This is a genomic window from Streptomyces sp. NPDC002156 (assembly GCF_053593675.1).
The window spans coordinates 26,883-43,862 of record NZ_JBSFDA010000044.1 but is presented as its reverse complement, the minus strand read 5'-3'; the positions used below and the strand labels follow the sequence as shown (position 1 = coordinate 43,862).

4 protein-coding genes are annotated in these 16,980 nt (G+C 72.5%); 1 reads left to right on the top strand and 3 read right to left on the bottom strand.

Going from position 1 to position 16,980, the window contains the following annotated elements; translation table 11 throughout:
- Positions 1-35: 35 nt before the first annotated feature.
- From ACWCRB_RS19785 to ACWCRB_RS19775, 3 genes are all read right to left on the bottom strand, one after another.
- Positions 36-6,422, bottom strand: coding sequence for an amino acid adenylation domain-containing protein (locus ACWCRB_RS19785; RefSeq protein WP_450997279.1), 6,387 nt, complete (start codon positions 6,420-6,422; stop codon positions 36-38).
- A gap of 6 nt (positions 6,423-6,428) precedes the next feature.
- Positions 6,429-14,084, bottom strand: coding sequence for an amino acid adenylation domain-containing protein (locus tag ACWCRB_RS19780; protein WP_450997278.1), 7,656 nt, complete (start codon positions 14,082-14,084; stop codon positions 6,429-6,431).
- A 142-nt stretch (positions 14,085-14,226) separates the two neighbouring features.
- Entirely contained in the window at positions 14,227-15,591 is a 1,365-nt protein-coding gene (locus ACWCRB_RS19775) for a cysteate synthase (protein WP_450997277.1), read from the bottom strand.
- Positions 15,592-16,028: 437 nt separating this feature from the next.
- Here ACWCRB_RS19775 and ACWCRB_RS19770 point away from each other — a divergent pair, with 437 nt between their 5' ends.
- Positions 16,029-16,979, top strand: a complete 951-nt coding sequence (locus ACWCRB_RS19770) for a thiamine pyrophosphate-dependent enzyme (protein WP_450997295.1) — start codon at positions 16,029-16,031, stop codon at positions 16,977-16,979.
- Position 16,980: the final 1 nt, after the last annotated feature.

Sequence of the window (16,980 nt, the reverse complement as noted above, 5' to 3'; positions counted from 1 at the left end):
CTGCTGTCTTGTGTCTCGCTGTCTCGTGGGGGTGGTCAGCCGTCGAGGCCCGAAGCCAGCTCGTCGAGTTCGTCCTGGTCCAGGCCCGCCAGCGGCATGCCGGAGCTGTGGTCGGCCCGGGTGGCGAGTGCGGTGAGCGCGGTGAACCAGGACTCGGCCAGTGCCCGTACCTCCGGTTCGGTCAGTACGCCGTCGGGCCACGACCAGTCGGCCTGGAGGTGCGGTCCGGTGCCGGTGTCGCGGACGACCGCGTTGACGTCGAGGACATGGGCGGCGGCGAGACCGGGGTCGGCACCGGTGCCGAGCGCCGACGACTCGGGGGCGAAGGACCACAGCTCGCCGGCGGTGGTGGCGGGGGCCGTGAACCGGCCGAGGTAGTTGAAGCCGACGGTCGGGACGGGCGCCTTCGCCAACTCGGCGGCCGTGTCCGGGTTGAGGTGACGCAACAGGCCGAAACCCGCGCCGTGGTCGGGCAGTTCACGCAGACGCTCGGCGACGCGGGCAGCGGCCAGATCGGCGGCGGGTCCGGCGGCCAGCGCGTCGGCCACGTCCACGCCCGTCAGGTCCAGGTGGACCGGGTAGAGGGAGGTGAACCAGCCCACCGTGCGCGACAGTTCGAGCCCGGGCGCCAGCTCCTCGCGGCCGTGTCCCTCGACGTCGAGGACGACGTGCGGGGAGCCCTGGCGGTCGGCGACGGCCAGCGCGAGACCGGTCAGCAGGACATCCTGGACACCGGCGTGGAAGGCGGCCGGGACGGTGGTGAGCAGGGCGCCGGTCGTCTCGGGCGGCAGTGTCAGCCGCAGCGAGCGGGTCGTGGCGGTGGTGTCCCGGTCGGGGTCGAGCGGGCGCGCGCCCAGTGGGATGCGCGGGGCATCCGCGACGCCGTGCCACAACTCGGCCTCGGCGACCCGCGACGGCGTACGCGCCTCCTCGCCCAGCACCAGGGCCCACCGACGGAACGACGTGCCGACAGCGGGCAGTTCGGGCTGCCGCCCGGCCGATACCGCCGTCCACGCGGCCTCCAGGTCGGGTACGAGGATCCGCCAGGACACCCCGTCCACGGCCAGGTGATGGACGACCAGCAGCAGCCGTCCCGGCCGCTCCGGACCGGCGTCGAACCACACGGCCCGGACCATCGCCCCGGCCGCCGGATCGAGCAGACCCACGACCCGGTCGAACTCCTCGGCCACGGCCGCGCGGAGGTCGTCGGGGGCGGAGACGTCTCGGTCCTGGAGGAGATCGGCGGCGCGGACGGTCCCGACCGGGCGTACGTCGAGCATCGGACCGGCCGTTGACGCGGGACCGGTGTCGAGCCGCGCCCGCAGCATGTCGTGGTGGTCGAGGAGAGCCTGCAGTGCGTCGGTCAGCCGGGCCAGGTCGACCGTCGGCGGGACCGTCAGCAGGACGGACTGGCTGAAGCGGTCGATCGGGCCGCCGCGTTCGAGCAGCCACCGCATGACGGGGGTGAGCGGGACCGGGCCCGTTCCGTCGCCGGGCGTGTGTACGAGGGCCGCGCCCCCACCGGCGACGGCAGCGCCCCCACCATCGACAGGCGCACCGCCGACCGGGCCGCGCGCCACCGCCGCCAGCTCCTTCACCGTCTGGTGCTTGAAGACGTCCCGGGCGCTGATCACGACCCCGGCCTCGGCCGCCCTGCTCACCAGCCGGATCGAGGAGATGCTGTCGCCGCCGAGGGCGAAGAAGTCCTCGTCGAGCGGGACTTGAGGCAGGTTGAGCAGTTCGCGGAAGAGCGAGGCGAGGATGCGCTCGGCGGGGGACGAAGGCTCCTGGTCGGCGGCGGTTGGCGTGGCCTCGGTCTCCGGCAGCGCCCTCCGGACCGGCGCCCGGAAGAGCGTGTCCTCCTCGAGGAGGTCCACGTCCTCGATGCGCAGGCCGGGGTCGGCGGCGACGGCGGTCAGCAGGCGTACCAGTACGCGTGTGAAGCGCTCGGCCGTGGCCGCGTCGAACAGGTCGGTGCTGTACTCGGCGATGCCGTCGATGCCCGCCGGGCTGCCGTCGGCTTCGCGACGCTCGCTCAGATAGAGGGAGAGGTCGAAGCGGGCGGCGCCGGTCTCCACGGCCTCGCGGGTCACGCCCAGGCCGGGCAGGGAGAGACCGGGATGCGCGGAGTGGCCGGTGAAGGCGATCACGACCTGGAACAGGGGGTGGCGGGCGAGGGTGCGTTCCGGGCTGAGCGCGTCCACGAGGAGGTCGAACGGCACGTCCTGGTGGGCGTAGGCGGCGAGGTCGAACTCCCGGACGCGGTCCAGCAGTTCACGGAACGTGGGATTGCCCGAGGTGTCGGTGCGCAGGGTGAGACTGTTGACGAAGAAGCCGACCAGGTCGTCCAGCCTGCCGTCGGGGCGTCCGGCGACCGGCGTGCCCAGGGTGATGTCGGTGCCGGAGCCGAGCCGGGTCAGCAGGGCGGCGAGCCCCGCCTGAAGCACCATGAAGAGGGTGACCTTGGAGTCGGCGGCAAGGTCGGCCAGGCCCGCGTGCAGCTCCGCGTCGATGGTGAGGGCGGCCCGGTCGCCGTCGCCGCTGGGTTCGGCGGGCCTCGGACGGTCGGCCGGGAGAGGCAGCTCGTCGGGAGCGCCCGCCAACGCATCCCGCCAGTAGGCGATGTGACGGCTCATCAAGCTGTCGGGCTCCGCGGCCGCGCCCAGCAGATCGCGCTGCCACAGCGCGAAATCGGCGTACTGGACCGGCAGTTGATGCCGCTCCGGGCTGCCTCCGGTGCTCCGCGCCGCGTACGCCGTTTCCAGGTCGCGCATCAGCGGTGCCATGGACCAGCCGTCGACGGCGATGTGGTGGGCGAGCAGCAGCAGGACATGAGTGTCGGAGTCGAGCGCGTACAGGGTGGCGTGCAGTGGGAGTTCGGACGACAGGTCGAAGCGGTGCCTGGCGGCGGCGGTGAGCAGCGCCGGGAGTTCGGCCTCGGTGGTCGCCGCGATTGTGAGGTCCGGTCGGCCCGCCTCCGGGGCGAGGACGCGCTGGTACGGGGTGCCCATGAAGTCGGGGTAGAGGGTGCGCAGCGGCTCGTGGCGGGCCACGAGGTCGGCGAGGGCCGCCTGGAGCGCCGGCCGGTCGAGAGAACCGGTGAGGCGCAGCGCCCAGGGGACCGTGTACGTGGTGTTGCCTCCGTCGAGGCGGCTCATGAACCACAGACGCTGCTGGGCGTACGACAGCGGAATCGGGGCGTGTCCCCGTTCGTACGGGGCGAGTTCGGGACGTCGTACGGTGCCCTCGGCGTTGAGCCGCTCGGCCAGCCCGGCGGCCGTCAGCGCCTCGAAGACCGCGCGGACGGGCAGCGTGGTGCCGAGCGCGCCCCTGATCCGGTCGGTCAGCCGCATCGCGAGCAGGGAGTCGCCGCCGAGGTCGAAGAACCCGTCGTCCGCGCCGACTTGGTGTACCGCCACGCCGAGAACATCGGCGAACAGGCCGCAGAGGATCTCCTCCTGCGGGGTACGCGGGGCACGGCCCGCACCGGACGACGTCACCGGCTCGGGCAGGGCGGCCCGGTCCAGCTTGCCGTTCGCGGTCAGCGGCAGCCGGTCCAGGACCACCACGGCAGCGGGGACCATGTGCTCGGGGAGCGTGCGACCCGCGTGGCGGCGCAGGTCGTCGGGGTCGAGAACCCGGCCCACCGCCACCGCCACCGCCTCCGCCTCCGCGTCGGGATCTGCCCGGCCCACGACGTAAGCGACCAGCCGCCCGTCCCGTTCGAGGACGACCGCCTGCGCGACCTCGGGATGGCCGGCCAACGCCGCCTCCACCTCGCCGAGTTCGATACGAAAGCCACGGATCTTGACCTGGTCGTCGGCCCGCCCCGCGTACTCCAGCTCACCCTCCGCCGACCGGCACGCCAGGTCACCCGTGCGGTACATGCGCTCACCGGGCCCCCCGAACGGATCGGCCACGAACCGCCCGGACGTCAGCCCCGGCCGGCCCAGATACCCACGGGCGAGACCGGCTCCGGCGACGTACAACTCCCCGGTGACACCCGGCGGTACGAGCCGCAGCCCGGCGTCCAGGACGTACGCGCGGAGGTCCGGGATCGCGAGCCCGATCGAGCCCTGCCCCGAACGCACCACGCCCTCGGTCAGCGGCAGACCGGTGACATGGACCGTCGTCTCGGTGATGCCGTACATGTTGACCAGCGCGGGCGCGTCCTGCGGGTGCCGGGTGTACCACTCGGCGACCCGGGCGAAGTCGAGTGCCTCACCGCCGAACACCACATAGCGCAGGGCGAGTTCACGCCCCACCTCGGGCAGGGCGGCATCCGCGCGCAGCAGTTCGCCGAAGGCCGACGGCGTCTGGTTCAGCACGGTGACGCGCTCCCGGACGAGCAGCCGCAGGAACTCCTCCGGCTCACGGCTCACCGCGAACGGCACGACCACGAGCGTGCCGCCGTGCAGCAACGCGCCCCACAGTTCCCACACCGAGAAGTCGAAGGCGTACGAGTGGAACAGCGCCCACACGTCGTCCTGCCCGAAGTCGAACCAGTGCCGGGTGGACTCGAAGAGCCGGACGACGTTGGAGTGCGGCACCGAGACACCCTTGGGGCGGCCGGTGGAGCCCGATGTATAGATCACGTAGGCCGTGTTGCCGGGGGCCGGGGGCGTCAACTGCGGTGCTGTGGAAGGCTGGTTGAGTGACTCGGCCACCGTGACCACGGGGATCTCACCGGCTTGCGTTCCCGCGACCGACAGGCCGTCCGTGTCCGTGTCCGCTGCCAGCAACAGCACCGGATCCGCGTCGGCCAGCATGTACGCCAGTCGCTCCGCCGGGTACTCCGGGTCCATCGGAACGTACGCGGCGCCGGTCTTCAGCACGGCCAGTACGGCCACCACCAGATCGGGTGTGCGCGGCAGGGCCAGGGCCACCAACTGCTCGGGGCCCGCGCCCCGTTCGGCGAGCAGGTGAGCCAGGCGGTTGGACCGCTCGTCCAGTTCCGCGTAGGTGAGACGGGTGCCGTCGTGCACGACGGCCGTGGCGTCCGGGGTGCGGGCGGCTTGTCGGACGAACAGCTCGGGGAGGGTGACGCCCGGTGCCTCCGAGCTCTCCGTCCGGTTCAGGAGACGCTCTCGCTCGCCCGGCAGCAGCGCCTCCACCTCGCGGACGGGGCGCGTCGGGTCAGCAGCGAGGTGGGCCAGCACCTCGGCGAATCGGTCCAACAGGGCGCGGGCGCCCGTCTCGTCGTACAGGTCGGGCCGGTAGGAGAGGCGCAGGGCCAGGCGGCGGCCGGGCAGGACGGAGAGGGTCAGCGGGTAGTGGGTGGCGTCCCGGGCGGTGAGCCGGGTGACCTGGGACGCGCCCTTCGCGGCGGTCGCGGGGTAGTTCTCGAACGCCAGCAGGGTGTCGAAGAGGTCTCCTGTGCCGGTGGCGCGCCGGATGTCCGCGAGGCCGAGACACTGGTGCGGCAGCAGGTCCGCCTGCCGGCCCCTGACGCCGGTGAGGAAGTCGGCGACGGTGTCGTCCTCGCTCCAACGGACGTACGTGGGCACCGTGTTGATGCAGAAGCCGACCATCGACGCAACGTTCGGCAGCTCCGGCGGACGCACCGTGACGGTCTGGCCGAAGACGGCGTCGTCGCGTCCGGTCAGTCGGCCCAGCAGCAGGCCCCAGGCGCCCTGGACAAGGGTGTTGAGGGTGACACCGAGCGAGCGTGCCGTGGTTTCGGCGCGGGTGGTCAGCTCATCGGGGAGTTCCACGACGAGTTCGTGGGGGAGGGTGGGCGTGGCGGGGGCGGCCGGGGCCAGGAGGGTGGGCCCGGTGACCCCGGACAGGACGTCCTGCCAGGCGCGTTCGGCGGCGGTGCGGTCCTGGCGGGCCAGCCAGGCCAGGTAGTCGCGGTACGGCGGCACGATCGGGAGCGCGGTGGGGTGCTCGCCCGCGAACAGTGCGCTGAACTCACGGACGAGCAGCTGCTTGGACCAGCCGTCGAGCAGGATGTGATGGTTGGTGATCACCAACCGGTAGCGGTCGGGGGCCCACCGGACGAGCAGCTGGCGCAGGAGCGGCGGCTTGGCGAGGTCGAAGCGGCGGATGCGCTCCTCGTCGAGCAGCCGCTGCCACGCCGCTTCCCGACCGTCCTGACCCTCCCGATCCTCCTGACCGTCCTGCTCGTCGTACGCCGACAAGTCAGCCTCCGACCAGGGGAGTTCGACGTCCATGGGCACGATCTGGAACGGTTGCCCGGACTCCCTGCGGCGGAAGCAGGCACGCAGGTTCGGGTGCCGGTCGAGCAGGGCCTGCCCGGCGGCCCGTACGGCGGCGGGGTCGACCTTGCCCGTCAGCTCCAGGACCTGCTGGGCGGCGTACACGTCGGGGCTGCGGTCGTCGTCGTACAGCGCGTGGAAGAGCAGCCCCTCCTGCAGCGGGGACAGGGGCAGGATGTCGGAGATTCCGGACCGAGTCACCGTGGGTTACCTCCACTCGCTTCCGAACTCGGCTTCGAGTTCGGCGATCTCTGCTTGGGACAGCGACACCAACGGCAGGTCGGACGGGGTCCGTCCGCCCTCCGAGGTGGCGTGGGTCAGGGCGGCCAGGGCGTCGCACCACAGCCCGGCGAGGACGCTCACGTCGTCCTCCGACCAGATTCCGGGCGCCCAGGACCAGGTGGCCCGCAGCCCTTCGTCGGTGGTCACGGCGGTGATCTCCAGACCGTGGGCGACAGGCAGGTCGGGATCGTGGGCGGCACCGAGGGCCAGCGCGCCGGGAAGCGCCTCGGGAGCCACCGACCAGTCGGCCGACGCTCCGTTGACAACCGGCATGCGGCCCAGGTAGTTGAAGCCGACCTGCGGGGCCGGAAGCGCGGCCAGAGCCGGTCCGGTCACCGGGTTGAGGTGGCGTAGCAGACCGTGACCGATGCCGTGATCGGGTACGGTGCGCAGCTGCTCCTTGACACTCCGGAGGACCTGCGCGGAGTCCGCCAGGTCGAGCCCGGTGAGGTCGAGCCGCGCCGGGACGACACTGGTGAACCAGCCCACGGTCCGCGAAAGATCGACGCCCTCAGCCAGCTCCTCGCGTCCGTGCCGCTCGACGTCCAGCAACAGCGCCGGATGATGCCGCCACCGCGCGAAGGCGAGCGCGAGGGCGGCGAGCAGCACGTCGTCGGGGCCCGCGTGGAAGGCGGCAGGGACCGTCGTGAGCAGGTCGGCGGTCTGTTCGGCCGGGAGGGTGCGGGTGAGGTGACGCATCGCACCGACGACATCGCGCTCCGGGTCGGGACGGCGGGCACCCAGCACCGGGTCATCCGCGTCCAACAGCCCCCTCCAGACGTCCAGTTCACCGCTCCGTGCGTCGGCCTCGCGCTCCAGCAGCCGGGCCCAGTGCCTGAACGGCGTGCCGGACGACGGCAGTTCCTCCTCACGCCAGGCAGCGGCCAGATCAGAGCGCAGGATGCCCCAGGACACGCCGTCCACGGCCAGATGATGAACCGTCAGCAACAGCCGCCCGGGGCGATCGACTCCGGCGTCGTACCAGACCGCATTAACCAACTCGCCCTCACTCGGCCTCAGTTGAGACACCGGAACCTCGATCACCGCCCCGAAATCCCCGTCCGGCACCGCGATCCGCTCCAGCATTCCGGCCGCGTCCACGCTCCCGGGCGGCGGGATGTGCGCGGCCCAGTCGCTGGCGGTCGCCACCCGCATCCTGAGCACGTCGTGACAGTCGAGTACGGCCTGGAGGGCGCCCACCAGACGCTTCTCGTCGGCGCCGGCAGGCGTGACGAGGAGCGCCGACTGGCTGAACGAGCCGACGGGGCCACCGCGTTCACGCAGCCGGTGCATGGCCGGGGTGAGCTGTAGTTCGCCGACCGCCGGTTCCTGGGCGGCCCCCTGCGCCGGGGCCGGGCGCGCCGAGGCCACCGCCGCGAGCCCGGCGACCGTTCGCTGCTCGAACACATCGCGCGGGGTGAGCCGCAGTCCGGCCGCGAGGGCACGGCTGACGAGATGGATGGAGGCGATGCTGTCGCCGCCGAGGTCGAAGAAGCCGTCGTCCACGCCCACACTGTGCGGATCCCGGCTGAGGATCTCGGCGAACAACCCGCGCAGGATCTCCTCTTGAGGCGTACGGGGAGCACGTGTCCCGTCGACCGCCGTGACCTCGGGCGTGGGCAGCGCGGCCCGGTCCAGCTTGCCGTTGGGCGTCATCGGCAGGGCGTCCAGCACCACGAAGGCCTCCGGGACCATGTGGTCGGGCAACTGCCGTGACGCATGCGCCCGTACGCCGACCCCGTCGACCTCGCCCGAGCCCACGAGATAGCCGACAAGCCGTCGTACGCCGGGCCGGTCCTCGCGGACCACCACCGCGGCCTGGCCCACGGCACCGTGCGCGGTGAGCACCCCCTCGATCTCGCCGGGCTCGATCCGCAGCCCCCGGATCTTCAACTGGCCGTCCGCCCGCCCTCGCAGCTCCAGGACGCCGTCGGTCCGGCGTACTGCCAGATCACCGGTGCGGTACATCCGGGCACCCGGCGGCCCGTACAGGTCGGCGACGAACCGTTCGGCGGTCAGCCCGGGCCGGTTCCAGTAACCCCGGGCCACCTGGTCGCCGGCAACGTACAACTCGCCCTCGACACCCGCCGGGACGGGGTTCAGCCAGGCGTCCAGGACGTAGGCGCGGGTGTTCCACATGGGACGCCCGATGGGCACCGGGCCGGACGGCAGGTCGTCGCCGGGTTCGATGCGGTGGTCGGTGCAGCCGACGGTCAGCTCGGTCGGGCCGTAGTGGTTGATCAGCCGGACGTCGGGATGGTCGCGGCGCCAGGCGCGCAGGGCTTCCCCGACCAGGGCCTCGCCGCCCAGCATGAACTCCTCGGTGGGCGAGATGTCGTACGGCAGGGCGGGCAGCAGGGCGAGATGGCTGGGCGTGGCTTTGAGGAACGTGTAGCCGCCGGGCAGGGGTTCTGCGCCCGCCTCGTGGACGGCGGCGATGTGCACCCGGCCGCCCGCGGCGAGCGCCCCGTGCAGGGTGGTGACCGTGGCGTCGAAGGACATCGTGGCGTGCAGCAGCGAGGCACCGCGCAGACTCGGGTACGCCGACACACAACGGGCCACGTAGGTCGTGAGGTTGCGGTGCTCGACGACGACACCCTTGGGGCGCCCGGTGGTGCCGGAGGTGTAGATCAGGTAGGCCGGGTCGGCGGGGCGGACGGCGTTCAGGGGGGTGCCGGGGGCCCCCGCGTCGGGGCTCACGACCGGGCAGTCGACGGGCACGGGCTTCCTGGAGATGACGCACACCGGGCCGGCGTCGGACAGCAGATAGGCGGTCCGCTCGGCCGGATGCTCCGGGTCGAGCGGCAGATAGGCCGCGCCCGCCTTGAGGACGGCCAGCACCGCCACCGCGAGATCGACGGACCGGGGCAGCGAGAAGGCGACGACACGGCCGGGTCCGGCACCGACCGAAACCAGGGCTTGCGCCAACCTGTCGGCACGCACGTCGAGTTGACGGTACGTCAAGTTCGTGTGCGCATCTGTCACGGCCACCGCGTCCGGTGTCTCGACCGCCCGCGCCTCGAACATCCGGTGGAAGGGCGTCTCCGGCACGTCCCGCGCGGTGTCGTTGAACTCGACGAGAAGGCGCCGACGTTCCTCCGGGCCGAGGATGTCGAGCGTACCGACGGGGCGGTCGGGATCGGCCAGGGCGGCTCGCAGCAGTCGTTCCAGCCGGGCGGCGAGTTCCTCGGCCGTACGCCGGTCGAAGAGGTCGGCGCTGTACTGGAGGATGCCCTCGATACCGGCCGGTGAGCCGTCGGAGGCCAGCCGTTCGCCGAGGTTGAAGGTGAGGTCGATCTTCGTCGCGCCGGTCTCGACGGGGAGCGTCCGGGCCGTGAGGCCGGGCAGGTCGAGGTGCGGTTCGGCGCCTGGCCGGAAGGCGAGCATGACCTGGAACAGCGGGTGCCGGGCAGGTGAGCGGGGCGGGTTGAGGGCCTCGACCAGCTGCTCGAACGGCAGATCCTGGTGGGCGTAGGCCGCGAGGTCGGTCTCCCGTACCCGGTCAAGCAGCTCGCGGAAAGTAGGGGCGCCGGAGGTGTCGGTGCGCAGGACCAGGGTGTTCAGGAAACAGCCGACCAGATCGTCCAGCGCCTCGTCGGCGCGGCCCGCGACCGGGGTGCCGAGGGGGATGTCGGTCCCCGCGCCGAGCCGGGTCAACAGGGCGGCGAGAGAGGCCTGGACGACCATGAACGGCGTGGTCCCGGTGTCCGCGGCCAGTGTGCGCAGCCGCCGGTGGAGCGTCGCGTCCAGCCGGACCGGGATGTCGCCGCCCCGGTGCGTGGCGCGGGCCGGGCGGGGACGGTCGGCGGGCAGGGGGAGTTCGTCGGGGAGCCCGGCCAACGCCTGTGTCCAGTGGGCGAGGTGAGATTCCATCAGGTCGCGTCGGCCGAGCTGCTCGCCCTGCCAGACGGCGAAGTCGGCGTACTGCACCGGCAGTTCACCCCAAGCGGGAACCCGGTTCTCCAACCTGGACCGGTAGGCGGTGGCCAGATCGCGGGTGAGGGGATCGAGGGACCAGCCATCTGCCGCGATGTGGTGCAGCACCAGCAGCAGGACGTGGTCCTCGGGGCCCAGGGCGATGAGGTGGGCGCGGAGAGGGACGTCCTCCGTCAGCTGGAACTCCAGCCTCGCCAACTCGGCCAGCCGGTCAGGCAGTTCGGCCTCCGTGGCCCGTTCGATGTGCAGCTGGGGCCTGGCCGTCACTGGGGCCAGCAGCCGCTGGCGCGGGGTGCCGTCGGCGTCCGGATAGACGGTGCGCAGGATCTCGTGCCGCGCGACCAGATCGGCAAGCGCAAGGCGCAGGGCATCCTGGTCGAGGGCGCCCGTGAACCGTACGGCCAGCGGAATGTGGTAGGCCGCGCCGGACTCCTCCAGCCGGTCGAGGAACCACAGCCGCCGCTGGGCGGACGACAGCGGAGCCTCGTCGGGGACGGCACCCGGTACGGGCCGGGAGGTGGGCCGTACGACTGAACCCGTGCCGACGAGCAGCCCTGCGAGGGCGGCCGGAGTCGGTGCCCCGAACAGTTCGCGCAAGGACAGCTCGACACTCAGCGTGTCGCGGATCCGGCCGATCAGACGCAGCGCGAGCAGCGAGTGGCCGCCGAGCGCGAAGAAGCTGTCGTACGGATCGACGGTGGGCAGCCCAAGGGCGTCCGCGAAGAGATCACAGAGGGCCTCCTCCTGCGGGGTCCGCGCGGCCCGAGTGCCGCCGCTCCCGGCCTCCACCGACGGAACCGGCAGGGCGGCGCGGTCCAGTTTGCCGTTGGCGGTCAGCGGCAGCCGGTCCAGTGTCACGACGGCGGCGGGGACCAGATAGGCGGGCAGGTGTTCGGCGAGGTGGTCGCGCAGGGCCTCCGGGTCGGGTGCCGGCGGTCCGGCGGGCACCGCATAGGCGACCAGACGACGGTCGCCGGGGCGGTCCTCACGCACGAGGACGACAGCCTGCGCGACCTGCGGATGGGCGGCGAGGGCGGTCTCGATCTCGCCGGGTTCGACGCGGAAGCCACGCAGCTTGACCTGGCCGTCGGCCCGTCCGTGGAACTCCAGCTCGCCGTTCCCGTCCAGGCGCACGCGGTCACCGGTGCGGTACATACGGGCGCCCGGCGGGCCGTACGGATCGGCTGCGAAACGTTCGGCGGTCGCGTCGGGCCGGCCGAGGTAGCCGCGCGCCACACCGGGCCCGGCTACGTACAACTCGCCGACCACACCCGCCGGAGCAGGGCGCAAGGCGCTGTCCAGCACATAGGCGCGCATGCCGTCGAGCGGGCGCCCGATAGGCAGCGCGTCGGGCACCTCGGCGCCGTCCGCACAGGGACGGCAGGTCGCGAAGGTGGTCGTCTCGGTCGGGCCGTAGCCGTTGGTGACCGTCAGACCGGGGCACGCCGCCAGGACCCGGCGGACGGCGGACGCGGGTACGGCCTCGCCGCCCGCCCACACCTGCCGCAGCCCGGCGAAGCAGCCCGGGTCCTGCTCGGCGGCGAGTCGGAACAGCCCGGCGGTCATCCACAGCGCCGTCAGCCCATGCCGGGCCGTCAGCCGGGTGACACCGGTGGCGTCCACTTCCTCGTCCGCCCCGGCGACCACGGCGGTGCCCCCGCCCAGCAACGGCACCCACATCTCGTACGTGGAGGCGTCGAACGCGGTCGGCGAATGCACGAGCACCTGAGCGTGCGCGCCGCCCCCGAATGCCGAGTCGGCCGCCAGCGCGACTACGTCCCGGTGCGTGACGGCGACGCCCTTGGGCGTACCGGTCGACCCGGACGTGAAGCTCACGTAGGCCAACTGGCCGGGGTGCAGAGGGACTTCGGGGTCGGTGTCCGGCTCGGTGCCGAGCGAAGGGTCGGTACAGGTGACAACGCGGAGGCCGTAGTCCCTGTCCCCGTCCCCGCCTTCGTCCCCGTCCCCGTCCCCGTCCGTGAGAAGTACCGCCGCGCCGGTCTCCGCGAGGATCCGTCGGGTACGGGCGGCCGGGGCACGCGGATCGAGGCCGACGTACGCGCCGCCCGTCTTGAGGACGGCCAGCAGCGCCACGATCAGCTCGTCGGAGCGGCGCATCAGGACCGCGACCCGGTCCTCGGGCCGGACGCCGAGCCGGAGCAGCCGGTGGGCGAGCCGGTTGGCGCGGGTGTTCAGCTCGCGCCCGGTGATCGACTGCTCGCGGTGGACGACGGCGATACCGTCGGGGTCGGCCGCCACGCGGGCCGCGAAGACTCCGGGAACGCTGTCGTCGCCGTGGGCGAAGGGAGCGGGGACCGGACCGTCGAGCCGCGCCTCCTCGCCGGGGAGCGTCAGCGCCACCCGCCCCACCACCGTGTCGGACTCCGTGACCGCCGCCGCGAACCGCTCGACGAAGTGGAGGAAACGCCGGTGGTGGGCGGTGAGTTCGGCATCGGGGTAGTGCTCGGGACTTGCGTCGAGGTCGACCCGTATGCCCTGGCCGTCCGCGCGGTCGTACACGTTGACCGCGAGATCCTCGACCGGGCCCGTGGACAGGTTGTGGCGAGTGGTCGGGTTTCCGGCGAAGCGCAACTCCGGCCCGAAAGCCATGATGTTGACGACAGGGCCGAAGTAACGGGGGCCGTCCTGCGGCCAGTTCACCTCGCGGCGCAGCTCCTCGCCCCGGTGGCGCTGGTGTGCCAGCAGATCGCGGGTGGCGCGGGCCGTTTTCCGTACGAGGTCGATGGCCGGGGTGTCCGAACGTACAGCCAGACGCAGCGGGAGCACGTTGGACGCCATGCCCGGCGTCGCGAGTTCCGTCTCGCCCTCCCGGGCGGTGACCGCGAGGCCGAGGACGATGTCACCCGCGCCCGTGAGCCGGTGCAGATAGGCGGCGGTCGCCGCGAGAACCACGCGGGACCAGCGGCTGCCGGCGAGTTCGGCGGCCGAGTGGACCAAGTCCCCGGCGGGCTCGGGCAGATGGCCCGTGCATCGCACGAAGCGGTCGCCAACCCGTGGCGGACGGGCGGACAGGCTCACCGGGTCGGGCCGGTCGGCGAGGGCACTCGTCCAGTGGGCGCGATCCCGTTCGTACCGGTCGTCGGCTCGGTAGGCCTCGTCGGCGGCGAGCAGTGGGGCGAGAGGAGCAGGCGGTGGGGTGTATGGGGTACCTGAGGCGAGCGCGGTGTACGCGTCGGCCACCCGCCGGGCGATCAGGGAACAGCTGAAACCGTCGACGGCGATGTGATGGTAGGCCTGGTACCAGATCCAGTGGTCGTCCGCGAGGCGCAGCAGCGCGTACCGGAACAGCGGGCCCCGGTCGAGGTCGAAAGGCGTGGCGAAGTCGTCCGCCATCCACTCCCGTGCGGCCCCGGACCCCGCCGCCTCGACGACGGGCATCGTCCACTCCGGATCGGCGTCCAGCACCAGACGTACACCGTCGTCGTCCGCCGCGAACCGGGACCGCAGCGTCTCGGTCGCGTCCACCACCAGCCGTACGGCCGCCCGGAACAGCTCCGGCTCGACAGGCCCGTGGATCTCGGTGTACTCGCCCACGTTGTAGGCGGCACCGGCCCCGTCCAGCCCCTGGCCGAACCACATCGAGCGCTGGGCGGCGGACGGCTCCAGGCCACGGCTTACGGTCATCGGCGGGCTCCGGTGGGGTGGTTGGGCGTGGTGGGGGTGTGGGGGAGTGACAGCGGGCTGCTCGCCCGGCCGGGTCGCGACGCGCCGCCCGGGCGCGGGCGGTGGGCCGTCAACGGGCAACCCGGGCGCGGACGGTGAGGCCTCAACGGGCCGCTCCCGCAGCGGTGGCGGAGGGGGCGGCGGAGGCGTACGTCAGTTGCCGTCCGACCTGCTCGGCGACCGTGCGCGGGCCGTCGCCGACGCCGGGCCAGGAGACGCGCAGCCAGGGCTCGGCGGGGATCAGCCGGAGGTCGCGGGCCTGGCGGGCCCGGCCGCCGCCCGTGATGTTGAGAAGGACCAGCTCGTCGCGGTCGACGCGCCCGTCGCGTGCCGCGTCGGCGAGGGCGGCGAGTGCGACTCCCGCGCCCGGTTCGATGTCGACGCCCTGGGTCTCCGCGAACAGGTCCATCGCGGCGAGTGCGGCAACGTTGTCGGCGCGCAGGACGTCGCCGCCGCTCTCGGTGAGCACGTCACGCACCCCGCCGTGGACGGTGAACGGCGGGCGCCGGTTGGTGAGTTCACGGGCCAGCGGCTCGTGCTCGCGGTCGGCCGGAGCCGGGCCGCCGGACCGCCAGGCCTCGAACAGCGGCGTGAACGGCGCGTTCTGACACATCATCAGGCGCGGCAGCGGCTCGTCACCGATCCGGACCCGCCGCGCCGCCTCATGGGCCCCGATGGCTCCCGTACCGCTGCCGACCGCCTGTACGTACGTCTGCGGAAGGCGCCCGAGCGTCTCGGCCGCCGCCAGCATCACGGTGCCCAGGCCGTCGCGCCGCCCGACGTTCCGGCAGCCGCCCTCCGCCTGGTGACCGGGGAGGCGGGACAGCAGGTCCGCGCAGGCGATGGTGTCGCTGTAGGTGGCGCCGCCGTCGAGGACGACGATGCGTACGCAGGGGTCGAGCGGGCCGGGAAAGCGCATGCCCGCCAGAGCCGGGGCGGGTACGACGATCAGGCAGGGCACTTGATAGCGGGTCGCGGCCCAGGCGAAGGCGGCGGCGGTGTTGCCCGCCGAGGGGATCACCAGGACGGGCGGGTCGGCGGGCAGCCGGCCGAGCACGGTGTACGCCTCAAGGTCCTTGAACGTGCAGGTCGGCAGCTGAGCCCCGCGTTCCGGCCAGTACCCGTTGAAGGCGACCCACAGGTTGTCCAGGCCGATGCGCCGGCCGAGCCGGTCGGCCCGGTGGACGACCGGGCCGGGGATGTCCGGGAAGGTCCGCGTCACAGGCAGGAGCCGGGCGTGGCGGAAGAGCCCGGTGCCGGTACATCGGGCGGTGTCGTCGTGCCCGTCGTACCTGGCGTATCCGTCGTACCCGGTGGGGGCGGTGTACTCGGTGCGCAGGAACGCCGGGTCGTGCGGTCGGGGGCAGTCGAGCATCAGACCGTCGTCCTCGTAGCGGGTACCGCAGGAGGAGCAGACGAGTGTGTAGTGACGATTTCCCGGGCGTACTTGGGGGCGTACGGGGGACATTCCATTGCCTTCCGCAGGGCCGTGCTTCGCGGATCAATTGCAACCGGAGCAGTGCAAAGCACGGGCGACCCGGGAATTACCGTTACACCAACGGTCGGTTGACGTTCTGTTCACCCTTGTGAGCCGGCACACAACTGTGGAGTGTTCAGTTCCGCTTCATCTCCCCTTCTCGGATGGGCAGGTGAGGCTGTGTTAGCCCTGGTGGGGAACCTGGGGCGCATCCGCGTCCGGACGGAGAGGACGGCAGGGAATTGGGCGAGAAATCGACGCTTGAAGCAGTGGCGGAACGGGCAGATTCTTCGTCTTCCCCCTCGCTTTCGCCTTCGCAATGGCTCCCTTCCCAAGTTCCGGTGCGCTTTTTCCCATGGAATGGAAAAGGCGAATCCGGTGAATACGAGCTGCCGGAGTCCGCGCTGCTGCTCGCCGCGTACCGGAAAATGGTCCTGGGCCGCCGCTTCGACGAACAGGCGACCGCGCTCGCCCGGCAGGGCCGGCTCGCGGTGCACCCCTCCAGCCTCGGCCAGGAGGCGTGCCAGGTGGGCGCCGCGCTCGCCCTGCGTCCGACCGACTGGCTGTTCCCCACCTACCGCGACTGCGTGGCACTGGTCAGCCGGGGCATCGACCCCGTCGAGGCGCTGACCCTCCTGCGCGGCGACGCCCACTGCGGCTACGACCCCGTACGCCACCGCACCGCGCCCCAGTGCACCCCGCTGGCCACCCACGCAGCGCACGCCACCGGGTTGGCCCACGGCGAGCGCCTCAAGGGCACGGACACGGTCGCCCTCGCGCTTGTCGGTGACGGCGCCACCAGCGAGGGGGACTTCCACGAGGCCCTCGGCATCGCGGGTGTCCTGCGGGCACCCGTGGTCTTCCTGGTGCAGAACAACCGGTACGCCATCTCCGTCCCGCTCTCCGCCCAGAGCGCGGCACCGAGCCTGGCGTACAAGGGAGTTGGCTACGGCGTCCGCTCCGAGCAGGTGGACGGCAACGACATGGCGGCCGTACTCGCCGTACTGGGCAGGGCGGTTGAGGACGCGCGCGCAGGCGGCGGCCCCTGGCTGGTCGAGGCGCACACCTACCGCATGGCCCCGCACACCAGCGCCGACGACCCCTCCCGCTACCGTCCGGCCGAGGAGGCCGAGCACTGGCGCGGGCGCGATCCCATCGACCGGCTGGAGAACTGGCTGCGCGACCGCGGCCTGCTCACCGAGGACGACATCAGGGCAGCGGCGGCGGAGGCCGAGGCGTATGCGGCCGACGTGCGGCTCCGGCTCGCGGAAGACCCCGCACCGGACCCGCTCGCACTCTTCGCCCATGTGTTCAGCGCCCCGACCCCGCAACTGACCGAGCAACGCGCCGCTCTGCGGGCCGAGTTGGAGGGACACTGAG